The sequence below is a fragment of the Candidatus Pseudomonas auctus genome, from assembly GCF_048654275.1.
In the GTDB taxonomy this organism is placed as follows: domain Bacteria; phylum Pseudomonadota; class Gammaproteobacteria; order Pseudomonadales; family Pseudomonadaceae; genus Aquipseudomonas; species Aquipseudomonas pharyngis.
Window position 1 is genome coordinate 146,399 of sequence record NZ_JBJYZK010000012.1, and the last position, 23,143, is coordinate 169,541.

23 protein-coding genes and 1 pseudogene are annotated in these 23,143 nt (G+C 62.1%); 13 read left to right on the plus strand and 11 right to left on the minus strand.

Features of this window, described 5'->3' with window-relative positions:
• Positions 1-82: 82 nt before the first annotated feature.
• On the minus strand, positions 83-622 hold the full coding sequence (gene thpR / locus ACKUG4_RS21220) for an RNA 2',3'-cyclic phosphodiesterase (protein ID WP_443526076.1): 540 nt from the start codon (positions 620-622) through the stop codon (positions 83-85).
• A 107-nt stretch (positions 623-729) separates the two neighbouring features.
• Between thpR and ACKUG4_RS21225 the strand changes: the two genes are divergently transcribed.
• Complete coding sequence (locus ACKUG4_RS21225) at positions 730-924, plus strand: hypothetical protein (RefSeq protein WP_007957125.1); 195 nt, start codon at positions 730-732, stop codon at positions 922-924.
• Between the two features lie 15 nt (positions 925-939).
• Here ACKUG4_RS21225 and ACKUG4_RS21230 read toward each other — a convergent pair whose 3' ends face one another.
• On the minus strand, positions 940-1,293 hold the full coding sequence (locus ACKUG4_RS21230) for a DUF1428 domain-containing protein (protein ID WP_064595389.1): 354 nt from the start codon (positions 1,291-1,293) through the stop codon (positions 940-942).
• A 2-nt stretch (positions 1,294-1,295) separates the two neighbouring features.
• Entirely contained in the window at positions 1,296-2,375 is a 1,080-nt protein-coding gene (locus ACKUG4_RS21235) for a hypothetical protein (protein WP_443526079.1), read from the minus strand.
• A 223-nt stretch (positions 2,376-2,598) separates the two neighbouring features.
• Between ACKUG4_RS21235 and ACKUG4_RS21240 the strand changes: the two genes are divergently transcribed.
• Positions 2,599-2,871, plus strand: coding sequence for a hypothetical protein (locus tag ACKUG4_RS21240; RefSeq protein ID WP_039770930.1), 273 nt, complete (start codon positions 2,599-2,601; stop codon positions 2,869-2,871).
• A 43-nt stretch (positions 2,872-2,914) separates the two neighbouring features.
• Here the strand turns inward: ACKUG4_RS21240 and ACKUG4_RS21245 are convergent, their stop codons facing one another.
• Positions 2,915-3,121 carry a hypothetical protein gene (locus tag ACKUG4_RS21245; RefSeq protein WP_064382340.1) on the minus strand — a complete coding sequence of 69 codons (207 nt, stop codon included), beginning with the start codon at positions 3,119-3,121 and terminating at the stop codon, positions 2,915-2,917.
• A 234-nt stretch (positions 3,122-3,355) separates the two neighbouring features.
• Between ACKUG4_RS21245 and ACKUG4_RS21250 the strand changes: the two genes are divergently transcribed.
• From ACKUG4_RS21250 to paoC, 4 genes are all read left to right on the plus strand, one after another.
• Positions 3,356-5,110, plus strand: a complete 1,755-nt coding sequence (locus ACKUG4_RS21250; protein WP_064595387.1) for an L-lactate permease — start codon at positions 3,356-3,358, stop codon at positions 5,108-5,110.
• Between the two features lie 242 nt (positions 5,111-5,352).
• Positions 5,353-5,976: an aldehyde dehydrogenase iron-sulfur subunit PaoA gene (gene paoA, locus ACKUG4_RS21255; RefSeq protein WP_445434790.1), complete on the plus strand. Its 624-nt coding sequence runs from the start codon at positions 5,353-5,355 to the stop codon at positions 5,974-5,976.
• The gene (locus ACKUG4_RS21260) at positions 5,973-6,929 is read left to right on the plus strand and encodes an FAD binding domain-containing protein (RefSeq protein WP_445434770.1); all 957 of its coding nucleotides are present in this window, start codon (positions 5,973-5,975) and stop codon (positions 6,927-6,929) included. Before paoA ends, ACKUG4_RS21260 begins: the two co-directional genes overlap by 4 nt.
• On the plus strand, positions 6,926-9,124 hold the full coding sequence (paoC, locus tag ACKUG4_RS21265; RefSeq protein WP_445434771.1) for an aldehyde oxidoreductase molybdenum-binding subunit PaoC: 2,199 nt from the start codon (positions 6,926-6,928) through the stop codon (positions 9,122-9,124). Before ACKUG4_RS21260 ends, paoC begins: the two co-directional genes overlap by 4 nt.
• A gap of 56 nt (positions 9,125-9,180) precedes the next feature.
• Here paoC and ACKUG4_RS21270 read toward each other — a convergent pair whose 3' ends face one another.
• On the minus strand, positions 9,181-9,657 hold the full coding sequence (locus ACKUG4_RS21270; RefSeq protein WP_064595382.1) for a (R)-mandelonitrile lyase: 477 nt from the start codon (positions 9,655-9,657) through the stop codon (positions 9,181-9,183).
• Positions 9,658-9,756: 99 nt separating this feature from the next.
• Between ACKUG4_RS21270 and ACKUG4_RS21275 the strand changes: the two genes are divergently transcribed.
• On the plus strand, positions 9,757-10,650 hold the full coding sequence (locus ACKUG4_RS21275; protein WP_085607527.1) for a LysR family transcriptional regulator: 894 nt from the start codon (positions 9,757-9,759) through the stop codon (positions 10,648-10,650).
• Positions 10,651-10,656: 6 nt separating this feature from the next.
• Here ACKUG4_RS21275 and ACKUG4_RS21280 read toward each other — a convergent pair whose 3' ends face one another.
• A complete protein-coding gene (locus ACKUG4_RS21280; protein ID WP_445434772.1) occupies positions 10,657-11,601 on the minus strand; it encodes an aldo/keto reductase in 945 nt (314 codons plus the stop codon).
• A gap of 111 nt (positions 11,602-11,712) precedes the next feature.
• On the opposite strand from ACKUG4_RS21280, the gene ACKUG4_RS21285 reads away from it, so the two are divergent.
• The 3 genes from ACKUG4_RS21285 (at position 11,713) to ACKUG4_RS21295 (ending at position 14,311) form a co-directional block, all read left to right on the plus strand.
• Positions 11,713-12,483 carry an alpha/beta hydrolase gene (locus tag ACKUG4_RS21285; RefSeq protein ID WP_445434773.1) on the plus strand — a complete coding sequence of 257 codons (771 nt, stop codon included), beginning with the start codon at positions 11,713-11,715 and terminating at the stop codon, positions 12,481-12,483.
• Between the two features lie 130 nt (positions 12,484-12,613).
• Positions 12,614-13,480 carry a CAP domain-containing protein gene (locus ACKUG4_RS21290; RefSeq protein ID WP_445434774.1) on the plus strand — a complete coding sequence of 289 codons (867 nt, stop codon included), beginning with the start codon at positions 12,614-12,616 and terminating at the stop codon, positions 13,478-13,480.
• Positions 13,481-13,882: 402 nt separating this feature from the next.
• Positions 13,883-14,311 (plus strand): nuclear transport factor 2 family protein, encoded by a 429-nt coding sequence (locus ACKUG4_RS21295; protein ID WP_445434775.1) that lies wholly within the window; start codon positions 13,883-13,885, stop codon positions 14,309-14,311.
• Between the two features lie 66 nt (positions 14,312-14,377).
• On the opposite strand, the gene mqo is transcribed toward ACKUG4_RS21295, so the two are convergent.
• On the minus strand, positions 14,378-16,027 hold the full coding sequence (gene mqo, locus ACKUG4_RS21300) for a malate dehydrogenase (quinone) (RefSeq protein ID WP_064595368.1): 1,650 nt from the start codon (positions 16,025-16,027) through the stop codon (positions 14,378-14,380).
• Between the two features lie 432 nt (positions 16,028-16,459).
• Here mqo and ACKUG4_RS21305 point away from each other — a divergent pair, with 432 nt between their 5' ends.
• Positions 16,460-16,882, plus strand: a complete 423-nt coding sequence (locus tag ACKUG4_RS21305) for a nuclear transport factor 2 family protein (RefSeq protein WP_445434776.1) — start codon at positions 16,460-16,462, stop codon at positions 16,880-16,882.
• 40 nt (positions 16,883-16,922) lie between these two features.
• Here ACKUG4_RS21305 and ACKUG4_RS21310 read toward each other — a convergent pair whose 3' ends face one another.
• A complete protein-coding gene (locus tag ACKUG4_RS21310; RefSeq protein ID WP_371855266.1) occupies positions 16,923-17,786 on the minus strand; it encodes a methyl-accepting chemotaxis protein in 864 nt (287 codons plus the stop codon).
• A pseudogene (locus tag ACKUG4_RS21315) lies at positions 17,778-18,536 on the minus strand (MCP four helix bundle domain-containing protein); the annotation flags it as partial. The gene ACKUG4_RS21310 and the pseudogene ACKUG4_RS21315, both read right to left, overlap by 9 nt.
• A 247-nt stretch (positions 18,537-18,783) precedes the next feature.
• On the opposite strand from ACKUG4_RS21315, the gene ACKUG4_RS21320 reads away from it, so the two are divergent.
• Both ACKUG4_RS21320 and ACKUG4_RS21325 read left to right on the plus strand, forming a co-directional pair.
• Complete coding sequence (locus ACKUG4_RS21320) at positions 18,784-19,098, plus strand: DUF2388 domain-containing protein (protein ID WP_011333537.1); 315 nt, start codon at positions 18,784-18,786, stop codon at positions 19,096-19,098.
• A 117-nt stretch (positions 19,099-19,215) separates the two neighbouring features.
• Positions 19,216-19,620, plus strand: a complete 405-nt coding sequence (locus tag ACKUG4_RS21325; protein WP_200889809.1) for a hypothetical protein — start codon at positions 19,216-19,218, stop codon at positions 19,618-19,620.
• Here the strand turns inward: ACKUG4_RS21325 and ligD are convergent, their stop codons facing one another.
• The gene (ligD, locus tag ACKUG4_RS21330) at positions 19,621-22,167 is read right to left on the minus strand and encodes a DNA ligase D (RefSeq protein WP_445434777.1); all 2,547 of its coding nucleotides are present in this window, start codon (positions 22,165-22,167) and stop codon (positions 19,621-19,623) included. It lies immediately after the preceding gene.
• Positions 22,168-22,184: 17 nt separating this feature from the next.
• Complete coding sequence (locus ACKUG4_RS21335; protein ID WP_445434778.1) at positions 22,185-23,138, minus strand: methyltransferase; 954 nt, start codon at positions 23,136-23,138, stop codon at positions 22,185-22,187.
• Between the last annotated feature and the right edge of the window lie 5 nt (positions 23,139-23,143).

Genomic DNA, 23,143 nt, shown 5'->3' on the forward strand with positions numbered 1-23,143 from the left:
CTGCCCCCTGCTCTGAACGGCCTCACCTGGCTTCCTCGGTTCAGGTGAATTCAGGCGCCCTCGGGCGCCTTTTTTTGTTGGCTCAGATCAGTGGCCAATCGGCCAGCGAGCGATAACGACCCTTGTGGGATTCGAACAACGCAAAACGCTCAGCACGCAGGAAAAACTCTGGCGCAGTGGCGGATTCCGGTTCCGGCGCCCGATAGTCGCGGGCCAGCGTCAGGTGCGGACGATACTCCCGCGTCGCCTCTTCAAACCCGAATGGCAACATCGCCTGCTCCAGCGCATACACCAGTCGCAGCAATGCCTGCGGCGCCTGCTCCGGCGCCAGCGACAATACCCCGGCACGCCGCCAGACCTGCAACCGATCCAGCGAAATCCTCAGCGCCTCCCCCGGTGTTCGCACCTTCGCCGCCGCCTCGCAGACTTCGCCAATCTGCGCCAACGGCACCGCGCCGAGAAACAGCAACGTCAGGTGGAAATTATCGGCCGGCACCGGTTTGCCGGTACGCAAACCCAGTTCGCTGCGCCACTGGGCAATCGCCTTGCGCTGTGCCGGCGGGCAGTCCAGGGCGAAGAACAGCCGCTTGACCGGTTGATCCCCGCGCGTTTCGTCCGTCATGGCCCCGCTCCTTCGTTCGTCGAGATCCCTGGATTCTACACGCCCGTTTCTGGCGACTCTCGGCATGGGGTTTATAGTTCAACGATTGCCATCAACCGGAGGACGTCATGCGCGAGATCCTCAGCAAAGAACCCTGGTGGGCCCGACCGCCGAATCCCGGGCAGGATGAGAGTGAACTGGAATGGGGCTGGCTGGTGCATTACAGCGAAGGTGAGCCGCGTTTCGAATTCGTCCGCGAGCGGCCGACGGACGAACAGATCCGCAACCGCAAAGGTTGCCGGATCACCCCGTCGGCGGAGTGACCCGGCAACGCGGCATCAAGGCTCGAGAATGTCCTTGAAGCCACCGAAGATCATCCGCTGCCCATCGAACGGCATCGGGTTGACGTCCGGTTGCATGCGCGGGTCTTCCATCATTTTCGCCATGCCGGCGTCGCGGGTGGCCTTGTCCGGCCAGACCAGCCAACCGGCCGATACGACTTCGCCTTCCTTGAGTTTTACGGCCATCGGGAATGAGGTGACCTTGCCGTCCGGCACGTCATCGCCCCAGCCCTGAATCACCTCCAGCGCGCCGTATTCCTTGAACAGCTTCGCGGCGATTTCGCAGTGTTTTTTGTACTGTTCGCGGTTGGCATTCGGCACGGGCGCCACGAAAACATCGATGTAAGCCATGATCATTCTCCTTGCAGGGTGGGTTCGATCTGCTGAGTAGTCGACTCGGGCGGCCGCCATTCGACACGGTTGACGCCCAACCCGACCGACGGTTCATCTCGCCCGCCCAGATTGCCCTCGACCTGCGCCGCCATGTGCAGCGTGCCGGCCATCACGCCGGTGGTCGGGTTCTGCACCAGTTTCAGCCAGGCCTTGTCGAAGGTGTTGCCCAGGCTGCTGCGGATCAGCGCTTCGCTGTCCGGGCGGTCGTTGGCCTGAATGATTGCGCGCACGCCCGCCACGCCGACCGAAATCAGCGCCCCGGCCAGTTTGCCTGCCGCTGCCGCCACCGCGCTGGCTGCGCCGCGCGGGGCCATTTCCGCCTCCATGCGCTGGCTGGCGCGCTTGGCCACCGGGGCCATGGCCGACTCCGTCGAGGTCACGCCTTTGGAGCCGCCGTCGGTGTGAATCTTGTCGATCAGCGCCGCGTAGGCCGGCAGCGTGTTCAACGGTTCAGTGCTGACAACCTGATACAGCGAGGCGTCCCGGGCCGGCGGCGGGCCAAGGGCGATGGCGGGGATTTTCTGCAACCGCCCGTTGAGCTGGGCAATGGGCACACCGTGGCGCTGGGCGATGACCGGCATCTGCTGCGCCATCAGTTGCGCGTAGAACGCGGTGGACTGGCCGAGGATCGCATCCGGGTCGATCTCCACCGCTACCGGCGCCAGCACGCGTTCCTGATATTGCTCCAGCAGATAGGCCGCCAGACGCTTAGCCGAGGCATCCTGCTCGCCGCTGGCACTGATGGTGTACCAGCTGACCTTCATCGATAGCCATTCCTGGGTCCAGTAGCTGCTGAACCACGGGATGAAATTTTCTTCAGTTTGCTCATAGACCCGAATGCGCCAATGTTCCATCGAGCCACGGGCGAACACCTTGACCTGCTCGGTGGCCTGTTTCGAGGCGCTGACGATTTCCCGGTCGATCTGCTGCCAGGTCGCCGGCGAAACCACCACCGCCGGCGCGGTCACCGGGGCCCGCGCCGTAGTGGCGCAGCCGGCCAGCAACACCAGTGCGGCGACGAGCAGCGCACGCAGGTTCACGGTGGCGGTCCTTATCTGTTCTTCGGGCAGGAGACCTGAAGAATCCGGGGGAGATGACATGAGTATAGGTGCGTGCGGTGCGCCGTTTATCCGCTGGTCAGGGCTGCATCAGTCCAACCATCAATGGCGTCGATATTCACCATTGCGACGATTGCCTTCCGCCGACCGCTCGCCAAAGGCACGATTAGCCCATCCGAAACACACAGCACGAGGAGTTCACATCATGATCAATACCGTCACCCTCGCCGTGAGTTTCCCGGTCTTCGGCAGCAACTACTACGATCAGCACGCCGTGTCGCGCAAGACACAAGCGCTGGTGTTCGACGAAGCCTTCGAAGATCTGTTGATGCCCGCCGCCAGCAATCATTTCAGCAATGAAGTGGTCGGCCTCAACGATCAGTTCCGTTTTCTGAGCGACATTCTCGCCACCCATTTGCTGGACATCGAGGCCTCAGTGCCTGCGCGATCCAGCGTCCGGGCGAGCGCTCATTTTTAATGCCAGAGGGCGTTCCCGCAAGGGAACGCCCTCTTCGTTTCAGTCAGTCATCATCCCGGTCGCGGTGATAACGACGCCCGTCGCGGCGGTCGTCATCGCGGTCGTCCCAGCGCCGGTCGTGATCGTAATAACGGCCATGATCGCGGTCGTAATGCCGGCCATGGCGATGGTCATCATCGAAATCCGCCACACAGCCGCCCAGCAGTACAGCGGCGGAAACGGTCAGCAGCAGGCTTGTTGCACGCATCATTCAGAATTTCCCTAAAACCAAGGTCTTGACGACGGAAACGGCAGCGCTGCCCGCACCGAAGAGGCGCGGTGTGCGCTGCCGCAGATACGACCGGGGAAAACGACGATGATTCACCGACCGCCGATGACCGTTGATCGCCTCGCCCGCCTCGCCCGAGCGGCGGCCAAATGCCACCTATACTGCTTGCAACGCGCAAAGGATCTGCCCCTCAAAAACAACAAGTAGAGGTGCGACATGGTCTGGCAACAAGTCTATGACCCGTTCGGCAATCCGGTGATTTCCACGATCATGGCCGCCGTTCCAGTGGTGGTGATGCTGGCGGCGCTGGCCTTCTTTCATGTGAAGGCGCATCTGGCCGCACTGCTGGCGCTGGCCTCGGCACTGCTGATCTCGATCTTCGCCTTCGGCATGCCCGCCAACATGGCCGGTTCGGCGGCGCTGTTCGGGGCGGCCAACGGGCTGCTGCCGATTGGCTGGATCGTGCTCAACATCATTTTTCTGCATCGCCTGACCACCGAGAACGGCTCGTTCAAGGTGTTGCAGGATTCGCTCGCCCGCATCACCGACGACCGGCGCCTGCAATTGCTGCTGATCGCCTTCTGTTTTGGCGCCTTCTTTGAAGGTGCCGCCGGATTCGGCACGCCGGTGGCGGTCACCGGCGCCATTCTGATCGGTCTTGGTTTTTCGCCACTGGCAGCGTCCGGTCTGGCGCTGATCGCCAACACCGCGCCCGTGGCCTTCGGCGCACTGGGCACACCGATCATTACGCTGGCCAAGGTCACCGGGCTGGATGAAATGGAGCTCTCGATGATGGTGGGACGGCAGCTGCCGTTCTTTTCGGTGCTGGTGCCGTTCTGGCTGATCTGGGCCTTCGCCGGGTGGCGCAAGATGCTGGAAGTATGGCCGGCGATTCTGGTGGCGGGCGTCAGTTTCGCCATCCCGCAGTTTCTGGTTTCGAACTACCACGGGCCGATGCTGGTGGATGTGATCGCCGCGCTGATTTCCATGGCCTGCCTGACGTTGTTCCTCAAGGTCTGGAAACCGGCAACCGTCCACACCTCGGCCGCGCTGTCGGGGCGGCATGACGACTCGAAGGTCGAAGAAGAAAAGGTCACGGCCAGCGCCGCATTCAGCGATCAGGCGCGCCCGGCAGTGATGCGCGCGTGGATGCCGTGGATCATCCTCACGGTGTTCGTGTTTGCGTGGGGCACCCAGGGTTTCAAGAACATGTTCGACACCCGTCCGGCGATTGATCCCGTCAGCCAATCGGCCAGGCTTGATCCGCAGGGCAAACCGCTGCGCGAGGCCAATCCGGTGTTCGCCCCGGCCGTGACTTTCAGCTCCCTGCATCTGCAGATCGAAAAAGTCCCTCCGGTGGTCGCCGCGCCGAAAGCTGAAGAGGCGGTGTACAAGTTCACCTGGTTCACTGCCACCGGCAGCGGCATCCTGCTCGCGGCGATTGTCGGTGGGTTGCTGATGGGCTACTCGATCCCGCAACTCATCAAACAGTACCTTCGCACACTGTGGGTGGTGCGCTTCTCGCTGATCACGATTGCCGCGATGCTGGCGCTGGGATTCCTGACCCGCTACTCGGGACTGGACGCGACCATGGGGCTGGCATTCGCTGCCACGGGGATTTTCTACCCGATGTTCGGCACCTTGCTCGGTTGGCTTGGCGTAGCGCTGACCGGGTCGGATACCGCGTCCAACGTGCTGTTTGGCGGCTTGCAACGGGTGACGTCGGAGCAGTTGGGCATCAGCCCGGTCCTGATGGCGGCGGCCAACAGCTCCGGCGGAGTGATGGGCAAAATGGTCGACGCGCAGTCGATCGTGGTCGCCTCGACGGCGACTCGCTGGTACGGGCATGAAGGGGAAATCCTGCGTTACGTGTTCTTCCATTCCATCGTGCTGGCAATCCTGGTCGGCGGCCTGGTGACGTTGCAGGCGTATGTGGCGCCGTTTACGTCCATGGTGGTCGGCGCACATTGAGAATCGCGGGTGTCTCGGTTGTGAGAGCGATCTGACTCACAGCCAAGGCACCCGCGTTCCTTCTGTCGATTCATGAAGCGCGCGCATGAGGCCATGCGCAAATCAAAGAAAACCTTTTCCTCTCCAGCGTGGTCACTCCTAGAACAGAGCGAGACTGGCAACCACGCCAGCGTACCCGTGCGGGTCTTTCACACCCTGCCGACCTGATAGAGGAAGCCAAGCAAATGAACGACCATCCGCCAATGGCGATCTCCCGACGCCGTTTCCTGATTCTCGGTGCCGTGACCGCAACCGCGTTCGCGATGCCCCCTTTCATCAGCCTCAAGGCCTACGCGGCCAGCCTGGAGCAACCGGCCATGGCCAAAGTAACCATCGAAGTCAACGGCAAGCCACAGGCGCTGGAGGTTGATACTCGCACCACCCTGCTCGACGCCCTGCGCGAACACCTGCACCTGACCGGCAGCAAAAAGGGCTGCGACCACGGCCAGTGCGGCGCCTGCACGGTGATCGTCGATGGCCGGCGAATCAATTCCTGCCTGACCCTGGCGGTAATGCAGGACGGCGCCAAAGTCACCACCATCGAAGGCCTCGGCATGCCGGACCACCTGCACCCGATGCAGGCCGCGTTCATCAAGCATGACGGCTATCAATGCGGCTACTGCACGCCGGGGCAGATCTGTTCGGCGGTGGCGGTGCTCCAGGAAATCCGCGACGGCATCCCCAGCCACGCCAGCGCCAGCCTCACCGACGCACCGCAACTGATCGCCAGCGAATTGCAGGAACGCATGAGCGGCAACATCTGCCGCTGCGGCGCCTATTCGAACATCATCGAAGCCATCAGCGAAGTCGCGGAGGTGCCAGCATGAGAGCGTTCAATTACAGCCGCGCCGACTCTCCCGCCGCAGCCGCCGCTCAAGCTGCACAAATCGAAGGTGCGCGTTTCATCGCCGGCGGCACCAACCTGCTGGACTTGATGAAGCTCGACATCGAAACGCCGCAGCAGTTGATCGACGTCAATCACCTGGGCCTCGACCAGATCGAAGCCACCGAAGACGGCGGCTTGCGCATCGGCGCACTGGTGCGCAATACCGATCTGGCCGCCGACAGCCGCGTCCGGAAAGACTACGCGCTGCTGTCCCGCGCCTTGCTCGCCGGCGCATCGGGCCAGTTGCGCAACATGGCGACCACCGCAGGCAATCTGCTCCAGCGCACGCGCTGCCCGTATTTCTACGACACCAATCAAGCCTGCAATAAACGCAATCCCGGCAGTGGCTGCGCGGCGATTGGCGGGGTCAGTCGACAACTCGGCATTATCGGCGTCAGCGACGCCTGCATTGCGACCCATCCGAGTGACATGGCGATTGCGATGCGGGCGCTGGATGCCCAGGTCGAAACGATCAAGGCCGACGGCCGCACGCGGCGCATCGCCATCGCGGACTTCCACCAGTTGCCCGGCACCACACCGAATGTCGAAACCAGTCTGACGCCGGGCGAACTGATTACCGCCGTCACCCTGCCCGCGCCAGTGGGCGGCACCCATGTCTATCACAAGGTGCGCGACCGCTCGTCGTACGCCTTCGCCCTGGTTTCCGTCGGCCTGATCCTGCAGAAGGATGGCAGCGGCCGCATCGCCGTCGGTGGCATCGCGCCGAAACCCTGGCGAGTCGAAGCGGCGGAAGCGCTGCTGCCGCAAGGCGCGAAAGCCGTCAGTGCGCGCCTGCTCGACGGCGCCACGCCTACTTCTGACAACCAGTTCAAAGTGACATTGGTCGAGCGCACGATTGCCTCGGTGCTGGCCCAAGCGAGGGACGAAGCATGAAATTCGACACGCCCGCCACGACCAACCCGATTGATCAGTTGAACGTCATCGGCAAACCCACCGACCGCATCGAAGGCCCGCTGAAGACCAGCGGCCAGGCGCCTTACGCCTACGAGCAACATGAGGCGGTCAAGAATCAGGCCTTTGGCGTGATGGTCGGTTCGGCCATTGCCAAGGGTCGCATCACCCGCATCGATCTGGAGGCCGCCCGCGCCGCGCCGGGCGTGCTGACCATCGTCACCGCCGCCAATGCCGGCAAGCTCGGCAAAGGCCAATACAACGCCGCGCACCTGCTGGCCGGGCCGCAAGTGCAGCACTATCACCAGGCAGTAGCGCTGGTGGTCGCCGAAACCTTCGAACAGGCGCGGGCTGCCGCGCAGTTGGTCAACGTCGAGTACGCCGCCGACAAAGGTCAATTTGATCTGGCCAGCGTGCGCGATCAGGGCGTGGAGCCGAAAGACGAATTGCCGGACGTCACACACGGCGATTTCGCCAGCGCTTTTGCCGCCGCACCCGTGCAGTTCGACCAGACCTACACCACGCCGGATCAGTCCCACGCGATGATGGAGCCCCACGCGACACTCGCCGCCTGGAAAGGCGATCAACTGACGCTCTGGACCTCCAACCAGATGATCGCCTGGAGCGTCGGCGACATCGCCACCACCCTCGGCCTGCCCAAGGAAAACGTGCGGCTGATCTCGCCGTACATTGGCGGCGGTTTCGGCGGCAAGCTGTTCATTCGTGCCGACGCGATCCTCGCCGCCCTTGGCGCACGTCTGGCGAACCGGCCCGTGAAGGTCGCCCTCGCCCGCCCGCAGATCGCCAACAACACCACCCACCGTCCGGCTACCATTCAGCGGATTCGCATGGGCGCCACGGCTGACGGCAAACTCACCGCCATCGCCCATGAAGGCTGGTCGGGCAACCTCGCCGACGGCAAGGTCGAAGTCGCGGCGCAGCCGAGTCAGTTGCTCTACGCTGCAGAAAATCGCCTGGTGACCATGCGCCTGGCGCCTCTGGATCTACCGGAAGGCAACGCCATGCGCGCACCGGGTGAAACGCCGGGGCTGATGGCGCTGGAGATCGCCATGGACGAGATGGCGGAACAGCTCAAACTCGATCCGATCCAGTTCCGCATCCTCAACGACACGCAGGTCGATCCGGTGAAAACCGAGCGGCCGTTCTCCCAGCGGCGTCTGATCGAATGCCTGCAAACCGGCGCCGAGCGTTTTGGCTGGGATAAGCGCAATGCGGCGCCCGGCACCCGTCGCGAAGGTCGCTGGCTGATCGGCATGGGCGTTGCAGCGGCGATTCGCAACAACCTGCTGGTGAAGTCCGGCGCACGGGTACGACTGGAGCGCGACGGCAAGATCACCGTTGAAACCGACATGACCGACATTGGCACCGGCAGCTATACGATCATTGGTCAGACTGCAGCGGAAATGATGGGGATCAGCCTGGACGATGTGGTGGTGCGACTCGGTGATTCGAATTTCCCGGTGTCGGCAGGCTCCGGCGGCCAGTTCGGCGCCAATTGCTCGACCGCCGGGGTTTACGCGGCGTGCATGAAGCTGCGCGAAGCGGTCGCGACCAAACTGGGCATGAACGCGGGTGAAGCGCAGTTTGTCGACGGCCACGTGCGGCTGGGCAACCAGAACGTGCCGTTACGTGACGCCGTGCAACACGCCGCGATCGAAGTCGAGGACAGCATCGAATTCGCCGACCTCGCCAAGCAATATCAGCAATCGACCTTCGGCGCGCACTTCGTCGAAGTCGCCGTCGATGCCGCTACCGGCGAAGTCCGCGTGCGGCGCATGCTCGCGGTGTGCGCCGCCGGGCGGATTCTCAATCCGAAATCGGCCCGCAGCCAGGTGATCGGCGCCATGACCATGGGCGTCGGGGCCGCGTTGATGGAAGAGCTCGCGGTGGATCAGCGCCACGGCTTTTTCGTCAACCATGACCTGGCCGGCTACGAAGTGCCGGTGCACGCCGACATCCCGCATCAGGAGGTGATTTTCCTCGATGAAACCGACCCGATTTCATCGCCGATGAAAGCCAAGGGGGTCGGTGAACTGGGGATTTGCGGCGTGAGTGCGGCGGTGGCGAATGCGATCTACAACGCCACGGGCGCACGGGTGCGGGAATACCCGATTACCTTGGACAAGATTCTCGCGTCACTGCCGGAGATGATTTGATTTGTGGACTGGCCCCACGGTGAAGACGTTCGGTCTCACCGTGGGCGACTTGTTGATTATCGGACGTCGGGATACTCCGACTCTCCCACCTGCTCCATCCAGTCCACCACTTTGCCATCCAGCATTTCAGCAATGGCGATATGCGTCATGGCCGTGGTCGGCGCCGCACCGTGCCAATGCTTCACGTCGGGCGCGATCCACACGGTGTCGCCTGGCCGAATCACCCGCACCGGCTGCCCCCATTCCTGCACGAAGCCTGACCCAGCGGTAACAATCAGCGTTTGCCCCAACGGATGGGTGTGCCACGCCGTACGCGCTCCCGGCTCAAAGGTCACGGTGGCGCCGCTGATCCGCGCCGCATCGCTGCCCTTGAACGGCGCATCGACCCGTACCGTCCCGGTAAACCAGTCGCTCGGGCCTTTGGCCGACGGTTGTGAGCCGTTGGGGGTAACGGTCACGCGAGATGTTTCGCTGGCCTGGACTTCGCCCGCCAGCAGGGAAAGGGTCAGCGCCGAAGCGGCGATCGGATTCATGTTGAGGCTCTCCAGAAAAGGGACAGCCTCCACTTTAACCAGCCCGACTCTTCAGATAATCGACTAGAATTCAAAAAAACTTATGCAGGGTACTCATTAATGCTTCGGGAAAATGCCAGTGATCTGCTCGCTTTCCTCGCCGTGGCGCGTGAGCGCAGTTTCACCAAAGCAGCTGCCAAACTTGGCGTTTCGCAGTCGGCGCTCAGTCATACGATCCGCAGCCTTGAAACCCGGCTGGGCCTGCGCCTGCTGATCCGCACCACCCGTAGTGTCTCTCCCACCGAGGCTGGTGAGCACTTGCTGCAAACCATCGGCCCGCGCTTCGAAGAGATCGAATCGGAACTGGCCGCCCTCAGCAACCTGCGGGAAACGCCCGCCGGCAAGATCCGTCTCAGCGCCACCGATCACTCGCTGAACTGGCTGTTGCGACCGGTCCTCAAAGAATTTCTTATGCAATACCCGGACATCTCCGTCGAAGTCAGCTGCGACTACAGTTTCGTCGACATCGCAGGTCAGGGTTTCGATGCCGGCGTACGGCTGGGCGAGGATGTCGCACAAGGCATGATCGCCACTCGTATCGGCCCGGACATGCGCATGGCGGTGGTCGGCTCGCCCGCCTATTTCGCCAGACGTTCCGTACCGAAAACCCCGCGTGATCTGACCGATCACGCTTGCAATAACTTGCGCCTGCCTACCAACGGCGGTCTATACGCCTGGGAGTTCGAGAAGAATGGCGAACGCCTGAAGGTGCGAGTCTGCGGACAGGTCACCCTCAACGGCGTCTATCCATTACTGGACGCCGCACTCGACGGTTTCGGCCTGAGTTACATCCCGGAGAACATCGTCGCCCCCTGTCTGGCTGAAGGTCGCCTGATACAAGTACTGGAGGATTGGTGCCCGGTGTTTTCCGGATATCACCTCTACTACCCGAGCCGGCGCCAGACAGCGCCGGCTTTTGCATTGTTGCTGGCGGCGCTGCGCTATCAAGGCTGAAACCGTCTAGTCCACCAGCGCAATCAACTGCTGACGCTGCGCATCGGTCAGCATCAACCCGAACCCGGCGCCGGCATTGTCGGCCATGTACAACGGGTTGCTGGTGCCGGGAATCACACAAGTCACCGCCGGATGCGCCAGCAGAAATTTCAGTGCCAGTTGCGGCCAGCTCTTCGCCCCCACCTGAGCTGCCCAACCCGGCAGCGGTTTGCCCTTGAGCCGCGCGAGCAGGTCGCCGCCGCCGAACGGCCGGTTGCAGATCACTGCCACCCCGCGTTCGCGGCACAGTGGCAGGATGCGTTTCTCGACCCCGCGATCATCCAGGGCGTAGTTGATTTGCAGGAAGTCCAGCGGCTCGGCCTTGAGCACCGCTTCCACCTCCTCATACGCCGACGGCGTGTAGTGGGTGATGCCGATGTAGCGGATGCGGCCCTGCTCTTTCCATTCGCGCAGGGTCGGCAGGTGGGTTTGCCAGTCGAGCAGGTTGTGGATCTGCATCAGGTCGATGCGCTCGGTGCGCAGCAGGCTGAACGACTTTTCCATCTGCGCGATGCCCTCCTCGCGACCACGGGTCCAGACCTTGGTCGCCAGAAACGCCGGTGAGCGCGGTTCGTGGATCGACAGCAATTCACCGGTGGTTTCTTCGGCGCGGCCGTACATGGGGGAGCTGTCGATCACCGTGCCGCCCTTTTTGAACAGCTCGCCGAGCACCGCCGGCAATTGCTTGTAGACCGGATCGCCAGGGGCGACGTCGAAACCGCGATAAGTGCCCAACCCCACCAGCGGCAGTGGCTCGGAGCTCGAAGGGATGGCGCGGGTCTGCATGGTCTGGGCTCCTGTGGCGTTCGGCGACGTAATGGCGGCCAGCGCCCGGTCAAAGGTGAAAACCGCTGACACGCCGGCTGCCAGTGTCAGCAACCGGCGGCGGGAATATCCCTCAGTGTGGTTCATGCTGGCGCCCTTGCCCTGTGGATCTGTTGCACCTTGTGTTTTGATGCAGCCCACAAAACCGTTGGACTACACTGCGACAGCCAACCTGCGCGCCCGGTTAACGTTAGTCGAATGTCCAGAACCCTGTTGTCACTCGTCGCATTGATCCTCGCCGTGTACTTGATCCTGTGCGCGGCGCTGTTCGTGTTTCAGCGGGCGCTGATTTATTTTCCGCAGCCCGCCAGCCTCGATTCGCCAGAGTCACGGCTGACGCTGGCCATGCCCGACGCCGAGATCCGCGTGACGGTGCGCGAGCGCGCCGGCCCCAGAGCGCTGATCTATTTCGGCGGCAATGCCGAGGATGTTTCGCGCAATCTGCCGGAGTTTTCCGAGGCGTTTCCTGACTATTCGTTGTATTTGCTGCATTACCGGGGATTTGGCGGCAGCGGCGGCTCGCCGTCCGAAGAAGCGATCGCCGAGGATGCGCTGGCGCTGTTCGATCAGGTGTATGCCAGTCATCCTCAGGTCGCGCTGCTGGGGCGCAGCCTCGGTTCCGGCGTCGCGGTGCGGCTGGCCAGCCAGCGACCGGTGGAACGGTTGATTCTGGTCACGCCTTACAACAGCCTCGAGGAAATCGCCGCCCATCAATACCCGTGGGTGCCGGTGCAGTGGTTGCTCAAGGATCGTTTCCGGTCGGGCCAGTACGCGGCGCACATCCGCGTGCCGACGCTGCTGCTGGCGGCGAGCGACGACGAGGTGATTCCACGGGCCAGCACCGAGCGCTTGTTGCACAGCTTTCCCGACGGTGTGGCCACGCTCAAAGTGGTGGCGGACGCGGCGCACAATTCGATTTCCGAACGGCCGCAATACCTGCAATGGATCGAGGATGCGTTGAATCGCTGAGCACTTCGTCGGCAGTCGATGAAACCCGGCGCTGCTTCGTGAACCAAGTGCAAAAAGGCCAGTCCTACCCGCGCCGCGTTCTGCGGCTCACTTTCCTTCAGCCTTGTCTTTGTTCAGAGCTTTGCGTCCCATGCGCCACGCCGTTCGTTCGTCTCGCTTCGTTTCGCTGTGCCTGTTGCTCCTTTCTCCCCTGCTTTCTCCCTCTGCCCACGCCGGCGCCGAGCGACAACTGGTGGCCGCCATCAACGACTACCGCGCCCATCCGCAACGTTGTGACCGGCGCCCGGCCCAACGGCTGGCGCCGCTGACGCTGAAGTCGAACCTGGCGTTGCCGGTCGGCTATGGCTACGGGGGTGGATTGCGCGAACGATTGAAAGATTCCGGCTACGCAGCCGTGGCGGTGCGCAGCATCCGGATTGTCGGCGCGCAGGACGCCGAAGAGGCGTTCGATCTGCTGCAAAGCGATTACTGCGGCGCACTACTGGACGGTCAATACGCCGACATCGGCATCAGCCGCGCCCGCAGCGAATGGCAAGTGGTGCTGGCCCGGCCGGTGCTTGACAGTCGTGTCGGCGACAACCGCAGCGTCGGCAAGGCTTTGCTGGCCGAGGTCAACGCCGCCCGCGCCCGACCGCGCATGTGCGGCCGCCAGCGCTTCGCCGCCGCCCGGCCCTTGAGCTGGAACCCGGCCCTTGGCGCCGCCGCTCAGGGGCACAGCAACGCCATGGCCTACGGCAACTACTTCGCCCACCGCGACCCGGACGGCGACGGCCCGGCAGATCGCGCCCGTGCGGCCGGCTACCGTGGCCGGCAGATCGGCGAAAACATCGCCGCCGGGCAAAGCTCACCGGGCAAGGCCATGGCCGGCTGGCTGGCCAGCCCCGGACACTGCGCCAACCTGATGAACCCGATGTTCACCCAGGTCGGCGCCGGGTTTGCCAGTGAGGCGCGCAGTGATGAAGGGGTTTACTGGACGATGCTGTTCGGGGCGCCTTGATCCGGTTTCATCCGAAAATGTCGAAGAGCACTGCAAGTCGCAACTCGACGTCGGATAGTCAGACCGGAGAAATCGTGGCAAGAACGCCAATCATGATGGTCAACACAAGAAAGCCGCCGAGGAAAATCGCCATCTTAGCCATGAAGGCCTCCTGAATACTCAATGTCCGGCGCACCGAGCGCTTCGGAATGAAGCGCGTCGCGTATGGCCGAACGGCAGGGCCATTTTGGGCCCGTGGCTGAGATGGTTACAGATGCAGATTCGACAGGAAAAAGCGGATCAGATGGATCGGGCTGACGCATGTGTCGATATTCAGATCGGGACCGAGGGTTTCCATTGCGCCGCTTTGATCTACAGTCATGGGCGCCACGCCAAGAACAACAAAAATACAGGAGTGAAACCATGTCCGATTTGAACCTGCACCCAAACGCCGCCGAATCCCTGAACCGCTGGCACGAGATGATCCGCACCGGCAACCTCAAGGCCCTGCCCGAATTGCTCGATCCCAAAGCGGTGTTCCGCTCGCCCATGGCCCACACGCCTTATCCAGGCGCGCCGGTGGTCTCGATGATCCTCAATACCGTGTTCAATGTGTTCGAAGACTTCAAATACCACCGTGAACTGGCGACGGCCGACGGTTTGAATGTGGTGCTGGAATTCAGCGCCAAAGTCGGAGCGAAAGAGCTCAAGGGCATCGACATGATTCGTTTCGATGAACAGGGCAAGATCGTCGAGTTCGAGGTGATGGTGCGGCCGTTGAGTGGGTTGCAGGCGTTGGGCGAAGAGATGGGACGGCGGTTGGGAGCTTATCTGGCGGCCGCCAAGGCCTGAAACCCGGACACAAAAAAGCCCACTGACCGTCGCCGGTTCAGTGGGCTTCGTGTGTCAGGCGTCTAGTTACAGAGCCATGTCACGTGCAGCGCTTTCTTTCGGAGCCGGGGCTTTTTCAGCCGAGGCGTCCGCCGCTGGAGCTGCAACCTGGCCAATCACCGGAGGGGTTGGCAGTTGCAGGATCTTGGCGGTGTAGGCCCACTCTTCAGCCACTTTGGCTGGATCGTTGTTCAGCTGGGTGCCGTAGCTTGGAACGATCTGGTGCAGCTTGGCTTGCCACTCAGGGCTGGCGACTTTGTCTTTGAAGACTTTCTGCAGCACGCTCAGCATGATCGGTGCAGCGGTCGATGCGCCTGGCGATGCGCCCAGCAGACCGGCGATGGAGCCGTCTTTCGAAGCAACGATTTCGGTGCCCAGTTTCAGCACGCCGCCAGCGGCTTCATCACGCTTGATGATTTGCACGCGTTGGCCGGCTTGCCACAGGCGCCAGTCTTCGGCTTTGGCGTTCGGGAAGTATTCCTTCAGCGCATTCAGACGGTCTTCATCCGACAGCATCAGTTGACCGGCCAGGTACTCGACCAGCGGGTATTCCTTGATGCCGACCCGGGTCATAGGCCAGATGTTGTGGGTGGTGGTGCTGGTCAGCAGGTCCAGGTACGAACCTTCTTTCAGGAACTTGGTGCTGAAGGTCGCGAACGGGCCAAACAGGATGACGCGCTTGCCGTCCAGGACACGGGTGTCCAGGTGCGGAACGGACATCGGAGGCGCGCCAACCGAAGCTTTACCGTAGGCCTTGGCCAGGTGCTGTTCGGCGATGGCCGGGTTATCGGTCACCAGGAACGAGCCGCCGACCGGGAAGCCAGCGTATTCCTTGGCTTCTTCGATACCGGACTTCTGCAGCAGGTGCAGGGCACCGCCGCCGGCGCCGATGAACACGAACTTGGCGTCGGTTTCAGTCTTGGTGCCGTCTTTCAGATTCTTGTAGCTGACGCGCCAGGTGCCATCTGCATTCTTGGTGATGTCTTGCACTTCGCTCGACAGCTTCAAGTTGAAGTTGGGCTTGGTCTGCAGGTAACCGGCGAACTGGCGGGTGATTTCGCCGAAGTTCATGTCGGTACCCAGCGGGCTCCAGGTGGCCGCGATTTTCTGGTTCGGGTCACGCCCTTCCATCATCAGCGGAACCCACTTCTTGATCACAGCCGGGTCTTCGGAGTACTGCATGCCGGCGAACAGCGGGCTCGCTTGCAGGGCTTCATAGCGCTTTTTCAGGAACTTGATGTTGTCATCGCCCCACACGAAGCTCATGTGCGGAGTGGTGTTGATGAACGAACGAGGGTCCTTCAGGACGCCTTGACGAACCTGCCAGGCCCAGAACTGACGGGAGACCTGGAACGCTTCGTTGATCTCGACGGCTTTCGGGATGGTGACATTGCCCTTGTCGTCTTCCGGGGTGTAGTTCAGCTCGGCGAGCGCCGAGTGACCGGTACCGGCGTTGTTCCAGCCGTTGGAGCTTTCCAGGGCGACGCCATCGAGGCGCTCGACCATTTCCATCGACCAGGTCGGTTCCAGCTCATTGATCCACACACCCAGGGTGGTGCTCATGATGCCGCCGCCGATCAGCAGGACGTCGACTTTCTTTGCTTCCTCGGCATTGGCGGAAGACATCCCCATCGCCAAAGCCAGCCCCAGCAAGGCTGTGTTCACTTTTTTAAACATCCGTTGCACCTATGATAAAACGCCTTCCGCCCGCCGCTGTTGTACGTATGAGGTCCCCTCTTTCGCGACACTCAGGCCAGCGTCGCGGGTTCCGGCACACTTCAATTTTGACGGGTGGGCACACAAGACCGACAGGCAGTGTCGACCTCAGTTATATGTCCCTTCTGAACTGACTTCTTATCATTATTGGCTTCAGCTACTTGAGCGACAGGGGTTCTGCCTGGCCCGCCGAAAAGCGCACCAGACTGAATTGGGTCAAAACAAGTGGCGCGAAGAATATCACGTCATGGCAAACCCGCGCGTCTGTTCGCGACCGGATAGTTTTCGATTGGTTCCTCAAGCGCTTTCAAACGCGGTCCTCTTCCTGATAAGTTGTACGACGACTGACAAATGATCCAGTCGTTCCGAAACCTACAACAACAAGGAATACCCATGAACAAAACCAGATTGCTGCTCGTTCTCGCCTGCCTCTTCAGTGGTTACGTCGCCGCCGCCCCGGAACAGGACGTCGCCCAGGCCGTCGATCACCTGACCCAGGCGATGCTGCACAAGGACATCGCTGAACTGAACGCCCTGACCGCCGACAACCTCACCTACGGACACTCCAGCGGCAAGATCCAGGACAAGAAAGCCTTCATCGCCGATATCGAAACCGGCAAGAGCGCGTTCAAGACCCTGGAGATGCAAAATCAGACCATCACCCTGTCCGGGGATACTGCGCTGGTACGCCATCACTTTTCGGCGCAGGCCCTCAAAGGCACCGAAGTCGTGCCGACGGAAATCGAGAACTTCCAGATCTGGCAGAAGCAGGCTGGCAAGTGGCTGCTGGTGGGGCGTCAGGCGTACAAGTTCTGATGCATGAGCTCTGCCGCCAATGCGGCGGCAGAGCCTGCTCTCACAACCGAAACCGATCCACCGACTGCGCCAGCCGCCCCGCCAGACTCGACAGTTCGTCCGTGGTATTGGCCGTCTGGCCGATGACCTTGCTGTTGCCCTCCGACATGCCCGCGATCATCTCCACCTGATGGGCAATTTCGTTGCTGGCCTGGCTCTGTTCGCCAATGGTGCGGGTGATGTCGTTGACCAGCTGCGTGGTGCTGAGAGTGGCCTCGAGGATTTCGCGGATGGCGCGTTCGACGTCGGCGGTGACCGCCATGCCCTTGTCGACCTGGGCGACACCGGCCTCCATGCTGCTGACGGCCTCGCGGGTGCTGTTCTGGATGCGTGCGACCATCGCGGCGATTTCCTGAGTTGACGCACTGGTGCGCGCAGCCAGACTGCGCACCTCATCGGCCACCACCGCAAAGCCCCTGCCCTGCTCGCCCGCCCGGGCTGCCTCGATGGCTGCGTTGAGCGCCAGCAGGTTGGTCTGGTCGGCGATGCTCTTGATCACCTGGATGATGTTGAAAATGCCTTCGGACTCCTGATCCAGGGTGCGGATCACCTGCGCCGATTGCTGGGCGGAACGGGCGATGTCGTCCATGTCGCTGACCACTTGATGGATCACCTGTCCGCCGTTCTTCGCCAGTGACTCGGCCTGGCTGGCCATGTCCAGTGCACGCTCGGCGTGCCGGGTGATTTCCTCGATGCTGGCGGTCATCTGGCTCGCGGCGGCGGCCATGGTGCCGGCGGCGGTGCTTTGCTGCTGACTGCTGTCGGCCACCTGATGGCAGCCGTGGCTCAATTGTTCGCTCATGCCGCTGACGCCGTGAGCGTTGCGTCGCACCACGTCGATCATGTCCCGCAGGTCGCGCTGCATCGTGGCCAGCGTGCGAATCAGCGCACTGGCTTCGTCCTTGCCGGACGGTTCGGCGATCGGCTCGCTGAGGTTGCCGTGAGCAATGCTTTCGGCGATGCGGCTGGCGGATTTCAGCGGACCCATGATGCTCAGGATCACCCACCGGCCCTGGGCCAACAGCAGCAACAGACTGGCGACCAGGACAATGCCGAGGGCGATATTGGCATTGTGGATCGCCGCCTCGGTGCCTTCGCTGGTGTGCCGGGTATTGGTTTCGATCAGCTCGCTGAGAGCGGCCATCTGTTCTTCGAGCTGGCTGAACGCGGTATTGAAGGTCCCCAGTTGCTGCTGGGCGCTGTCCGGATTTTCCAGTGCAAGACCGACGATCTGCTCGCCGGCGCTGATGTAGGTGTCGAGGCTGGGCTTGATCTGTTCCAGCGCGGACTTGATCGTCGGATTGACCGGCAGCTTGAGGTTTTCACCCAGCACTTCGCGAAAATGCGTCGCATGCTCTTCGACCGAACTGCGCACCTCGTCCGCCGAACTGGTGCTTTTGCCCAGCCCCACCAGCATCGCCGAATACACGTCCGCGCGCAGGGCGTCGTGCATCATGTCGGCTTCCATGTGGTTGCGCAGCGCGCTCATGCTGACCGCGTTGTCACTGACCGCCGAAGCCATTCGCTGGTTGCCCACATAACTGACCAGGCTCACGATCAGCGCCGTCAGCAGGCTGGTCGCAATCAGCAACACCAAACGCAGTTTGATCGACACCGTGATTTCCTCCCAGGTCGCGCCACGCGGCGCCGTTCAACGCTTCAGTTAAGCCTATTTCCATGAACCCGCTGCGTTAGAGCGTCTCAGCGTGTGTCGTTACATCCGGTAAAAATGCCGCACTGTGCGACGGTTCTCATTCCGCCCCCTACCGCCTGAGCCGACTTACGGAACTCCCGTGCCCGCCGACACCTCTCACATTATGTGGTACTTCCTTTTCGCTTTACGCTGCTGGAGGAACACCGTCATGCGTCGTTTACTACTGGTTTCGTCTCTTATGCTGTGCCTGCCTTTCGGTTCGGCTTTCGCCCGCGTGGATGCGGGGGATGTCGCCACTTCGGCCGGCGTTTCCGCCTCGCTGTATTCCACGTTCAAGGATCACAAAATGGTGATTCCGGCCCGTGACGACTTGTCGGCATTCGTCGCCAGCGGCGGAACGATCCGTGGCGTGTACCTGGAATCGGTACTGCAGCAGGTGCGTCAGGACAATCCTGGCCTGAACGCCAGCGATGAAGAGCTGGCCAATGCCATCCTGGTTCAGTACGAAGGGCTGTCGCAGTAACCACGGCACGTTCGATGATGATGGTGGCTGACGGACTTGCCACCGTTACGCCCTGCCGATGGACGGCTGGCGAACGACCATGGGCAAAACCGTCGAACGGCCTCTATGATGGAGGCCATGACGATTTCCGCCTCACTCCGCTCCCCTTGCCCGCCGGGTCTGTGCATCTGCGGGCGTGATCCGCTGCTGGATACGCCCGGCGCGGATGTGCGCATCCTGTTGCTGACCCGCGAGGAAGAAAAGCGTCTGCTCGAGCGACTGGAAAACCTCAAAGACCTCGCCGACCTCCAGCGGCTGCAAGGCAAGATGTTCGATCAGCTAGGCATTCGTGTGCTGATCGCGCCAAAGTTCGGTGAAGTGCGGACTGTGCGAGGCGGCATCGAAATCGAGGTCGAAGAGCTTCCTGGGCTCTGCCGCAAAACCCGAAAAACCATCCCGGCCGCCATCCGCCGTGGCCTGGAAAACAATCCGCAAGTTGCCTTCGATCTGCTCAACGCCCACGACTTGCTGCGCGACACCTGATCATTTCTTCATGCCCACCCGCTTGCGCATCTCCGCTGTGATGCTCTGCCGGGTTTTCTTCAGATCCGCCCAAGGTTCATCGCCCACGTCCGCCAGCCGTTCGTGAACGTTGTGCACGGTCCATTGATCGGCACCTTTGATCTCGCCGACCTCCTCCCGAAACAGCGGCACCGACACCGGCAACCCTTCACGGGTACGCGCCGCGTAGGCGCAAATGGTGGTGGCGCCCAAGCCGTTGCGCAGGTAATCGATGAAGATCCGCCCTACGCGATTTTTCGGCCCGGACACCGCAGAAAAACGCTCCGGTAACAATTTCGCCATGTGCGTGACGATGGCGTGGCTGAAATCCTTGACCTCGTCCCAGCCATGCTTGCGGGTCAGCGGCACCACCAGATGAATGCCCTTGCCGCCGCTGGTCTTGAGAAACGCCTTGAGGCCCAGCTCATCCAGCACGGTCAGGGTCAGTGCTGTGGCTTCGACCATGCTTTTCCACGGCAGCGCCGGGTCCGGGTCGAGGTCGAGGACAAAGCGGTCGGGCTTGTCCAGATCGGTGGTGGTAGCGTTCCAGGTGTGCAGTTCGACCGTGCTCATCTGCACAGCGCCGATCAAGGCTTCGGCGTTGTTGATCAGCATCACCGGCTGGCCGGTCAGTTCCTTGTCCAGCGTGCGGATGCCGGGGATCGCCAGGTTTTCGGCGTTCTTCTGGAAGAACAGCTCACCGGCGATACCGTCCGGCGCGCGCACCAGCGCCACCGGGCGATCCTTGAGCTGCGGCAGAATCCATTCGGCGACGCTGGCGTAATACTCGGCCAGCTGCATTTTGGTGGTGCCACTGCTGGCGTCGATCACTCGGTCGGGATGGGTGATCCGCACCTTGCCGTCGGCCAGGCCGGATTGCGACGGCGCGGTAGATTCAGTCTTTGAAGTCTTCATGGGTTTGGCGCGCTCCTCGGTGATGTCCTTGGCCGGTTTGTCCTCGCGCAAGCCATGAAAAACGGCGTGACGCACCGAGCCGTCCTGGGTCATTTCGGCAAACGCGACTTCCGCCAGCAGACTCGGCTTGAGCCAGTGCACACCCTTGGCCTCGAACCCCGTGGGCGGGTTGGCCACCGCCGGCTTCTTCACCCGCAAGGGTTTGAGCTGCGCGAGGATGCTCTTGAGGGTGGTTTCATTAAATCCCGTGCCGACCTTGCCGGCGTACCGCAACTCGCCGCTGTCACGATCATGCAGACCCAGCAGCAACGCGCCGAACGAACTGCGCGCGCCTTTCGGATCGGTATAGCCGACGATCACGAATTCCTGGCGATGCTTGCACTTGAGCTTGATCCAGTCGCTGCTGCGACGTGACACGTAAGACGAGCCGAGGCGTTTACCGATCAGGCCTTCCATGCGCATCTGGCAGGCGCTGTTGAGCAAGGCCTGCGGTGTTTCGTCGAACGCTTCGGAAAAACGCAGCAGCGGGTCTCGATGCGTTTTCAGCACCGTCGCCAGCGCAGCACGCCGTTCCTCCACAGGCACCTCGCGCAGGTCGACGCCGTTCAGATACGGCAGATCAAACAGGTAATAGACGATGTTTTCGCTGCGTCCCGAATCGAACGCGTTTTGCAGGGCCTGAAAGTCCGGCACGCCGTCCGCGTCGGCGACCACCATCTCACCATCCAGCCACGCCGACTCCAGGCCCAGCGCCGCAAGGGCTTGCGCCTGTTTCGGCAATTTGTGCGTCCAGTCATGACCATTGCGGGTGAACAACTGCACCTCGTCCTGATCGATACGCGCCATGATTCGATAGCCGTCGAACTTGATTTCGTATTGCCAATCCCCTTCCGGCGCGCTCTCCACCAGAGTCGCCAGTTGAGGTTTCAACTGCGCCGGGATACTCGCCTTGTGGGCGCCAGTGAGTTTGCCGGAAGCTGGCTTGCGCGGTGCTTTCGCCGGGCCTTTAAGTGGTTTGACCTGCTTCGCGCTGAGCCGGGGTTTGTCGACGATCGTGCGCTCGCTGAGCACGCTGTCGGGCTCGGCGACCAGCACGTCGTAATCGCTTTGCGTGCGTGCGGCGCTGTCCTGATGCTTGATCAAAAACCACTGCTCTTTCTTGCCCGGCATGTGGGTGCGCACCAGGTTCCAAACCCCGGCGAGCTTCTCGCCGCGCAGTTCGAATTTGAGCTTGCCCTTGGCGTAGGCTTTCTCCGGTTCTTCCAGCGGAATCCACACGCCGCGATCCCAGACGATCACATCGCCGGCACCGTAATGCCCTTCGGGAATGCTGCCCTCGAACGTCGCATAGTCCAGCGGGTGATCCTCGACGTGCACCGCCAGCCGCTTGACCTTGGGATCCAGCGACGGGCCTTTTGGCACCGCCCAGCTCTTGAGCGCACCGTCGAGTTCCAGGCGAAAGTCATAATGCAGGTGCGAGGCGTCATGCTTCTGGATGCAAAATTGCAAAGCCTGCTCACCGCCGGGCTTCTTGCCCCGTCGGTGGTCGGCTGCCGGTTCCGAGGTCGCCGAGAAGTCACGCATCCGGTTGTAGTCGTCGAGATTCCTGCTCATCCTGCACCTGCCTTGTTTCAACCTGTTCGAGTCACCGTCAGCGCGACCACGGCAATCCGGTCGACGCGCTGATAGCCGGGATTCAGCAACTCTTCGCCGAACACATCGGGATCGAGTTCGCGGTAGGTCCAGCCGAACCGTTTTTCATCCAGCCGTGGCAATACCGTGTCGAGGAAAGGATCGCGGCCATCGACCATCGCCACGCCGGTGTACAGCAGCAGCGAACCACCGGGGGTCAGGTGATTGAGCGCCTGTTCGACGATGCGCAACGACAGCCCCGCCCCCAGCGTCCCACCGCCATGGCGGTAAGCTCGTCCGGCCGGATCGGCCATGTACGGCGGGTTGGCGACGATCAGGTCGAATTCACCGTCCACGCCTTGCAATACATCACTGGCGCGCACCTCGACGTTGGCCACTTCGGCCAGCGCCGCGTTGATCGTGGTCAGGCGCAGCGCAGCGGGGTTGATATCCACCGCCAGCACTTGCGCTTCGCGCCGGGCACGGCCAATCAGGATTGCGCCAACGCCGGCGCCACAACCGATGTCCACCGCCCGGTGAATAGGCGCAAAGTTCTGCTGCAAATGGCCGTGAATCAGTTGGGCAAAGCGATAGGTGTCCGGACCGAAGAACACCGAGTCGGCGGCATCCGTGGGAAACCCCGAATGCACGAACAGCAAGTCATCCAGGCTCGACCAGCGCACCCGGCTCTTCAAGCGCCCGTCGAACGCGTCAATCACCTGGGCATCCTGCAATTGTCGCTGTTCATCGGCAGACAGCAGGCCCGGTTCGAACGGGCGCGACCATCCGAACACATCCCGCAGGCAATCGGCGGCCTGCCCTTCGTCGCGCTGGTTGACCCGTTGATGGGTCAGCGGCGTCGGAGTGATGAAACGATAGCCGTCGGCCTGCAGGCGCCTTCCCAGTTGCAGCAGCACCAGATCGTTGGCAGACAGTTGTTCTTCCTGATTCATTGATG

What these genes read in the sequence shown, in the direction of transcription:
- thpR (WP_443526076.1), bottom strand. Translation starts at nt 622, where the DNA reads ATGACGGACGAAACGCGCGGGGATCAACCGGTCAAGCGGCTGTTCTTC.
- ACKUG4_RS21225 (WP_007957125.1), top strand. Translation starts at nt 730, where the DNA reads ATGCGCGAGATCCTCAGCAAAGAACCCTGGTGGGCCCGACCGCCGAAT.
- ACKUG4_RS21230 (WP_064595389.1), bottom strand. Translation starts at nt 1,293, where the DNA reads ATGGCTTACATCGATGTTTTCGTGGCGCCCGTGCCGAATGCCAACCGC.
- ACKUG4_RS21240 (WP_039770930.1), top strand. Translation starts at nt 2,599, where the DNA reads ATGATCAATACCGTCACCCTCGCCGTGAGTTTCCCGGTCTTCGGCAGC.
- ACKUG4_RS21245 (WP_064382340.1), bottom strand. Translation starts at nt 3,121, where the DNA reads ATGATGCGTGCAACAAGCCTGCTGCTGACCGTTTCCGCCGCTGTACTG.
- ACKUG4_RS21250 (WP_064595387.1), top strand. Translation starts at nt 3,356, where the DNA reads ATGGTCTGGCAACAAGTCTATGACCCGTTCGGCAATCCGGTGATTTCC.
- paoA (WP_445434790.1), top strand. Translation starts at nt 5,353, where the DNA reads ATGGCGATCTCCCGACGCCGTTTCCTGATTCTCGGTGCCGTGACCGCA.
- ACKUG4_RS21260 (WP_445434770.1), top strand. Translation starts at nt 5,973, where the DNA reads ATGAGAGCGTTCAATTACAGCCGCGCCGACTCTCCCGCCGCAGCCGCC.
- paoC (WP_445434771.1), top strand. Translation starts at nt 6,926, where the DNA reads ATGAAATTCGACACGCCCGCCACGACCAACCCGATTGATCAGTTGAAC.
- ACKUG4_RS21270 (WP_064595382.1), bottom strand. Translation starts at nt 9,657, where the DNA reads ATGAATCCGATCGCCGCTTCGGCGCTGACCCTTTCCCTGCTGGCGGGC.
- ACKUG4_RS21275 (WP_085607527.1), top strand. Translation starts at nt 9,757, where the DNA reads ATGCTTCGGGAAAATGCCAGTGATCTGCTCGCTTTCCTCGCCGTGGCG.
- ACKUG4_RS21280 (WP_445434772.1), bottom strand. Translation starts at nt 11,601, where the DNA reads ATGAACCACACTGAGGGATATTCCCGCCGCCGGTTGCTGACACTGGCA.
- ACKUG4_RS21285 (WP_445434773.1), top strand. Translation starts at nt 11,713, where the DNA reads ATGTCCAGAACCCTGTTGTCACTCGTCGCATTGATCCTCGCCGTGTAC.
- ACKUG4_RS21290 (WP_445434774.1), top strand. Translation starts at nt 12,614, where the DNA reads ATGCGCCACGCCGTTCGTTCGTCTCGCTTCGTTTCGCTGTGCCTGTTG.
- ACKUG4_RS21295 (WP_445434775.1), top strand. Translation starts at nt 13,883, where the DNA reads ATGTCCGATTTGAACCTGCACCCAAACGCCGCCGAATCCCTGAACCGC.
- mqo (WP_064595368.1), bottom strand. Translation starts at nt 16,027, where the DNA reads ATGTTTAAAAAAGTGAACACAGCCTTGCTGGGGCTGGCTTTGGCGATG.
- ACKUG4_RS21305 (WP_445434776.1), top strand. Translation starts at nt 16,460, where the DNA reads ATGAACAAAACCAGATTGCTGCTCGTTCTCGCCTGCCTCTTCAGTGGT.
- ACKUG4_RS21310 (WP_371855266.1), bottom strand. Translation starts at nt 17,786, where the DNA reads ATGCAGCGCGACCTGCGGGACATGATCGACGTGGTGCGACGCAACGCT.
- ACKUG4_RS21320 (WP_011333537.1), top strand. Translation starts at nt 18,784, where the DNA reads ATGCGTCGTTTACTACTGGTTTCGTCTCTTATGCTGTGCCTGCCTTTC.
- ACKUG4_RS21325 (WP_200889809.1), top strand. Translation starts at nt 19,216, where the DNA reads ATGACGATTTCCGCCTCACTCCGCTCCCCTTGCCCGCCGGGTCTGTGC.
- ligD (WP_445434777.1), bottom strand. Translation starts at nt 22,167, where the DNA reads ATGAGCAGGAATCTCGACGACTACAACCGGATGCGTGACTTCTCGGCG.
- ACKUG4_RS21335 (WP_445434778.1), bottom strand. Translation starts at nt 23,138, where the DNA reads ATGAATCAGGAAGAACAACTGTCTGCCAACGATCTGGTGCTGCTGCAA.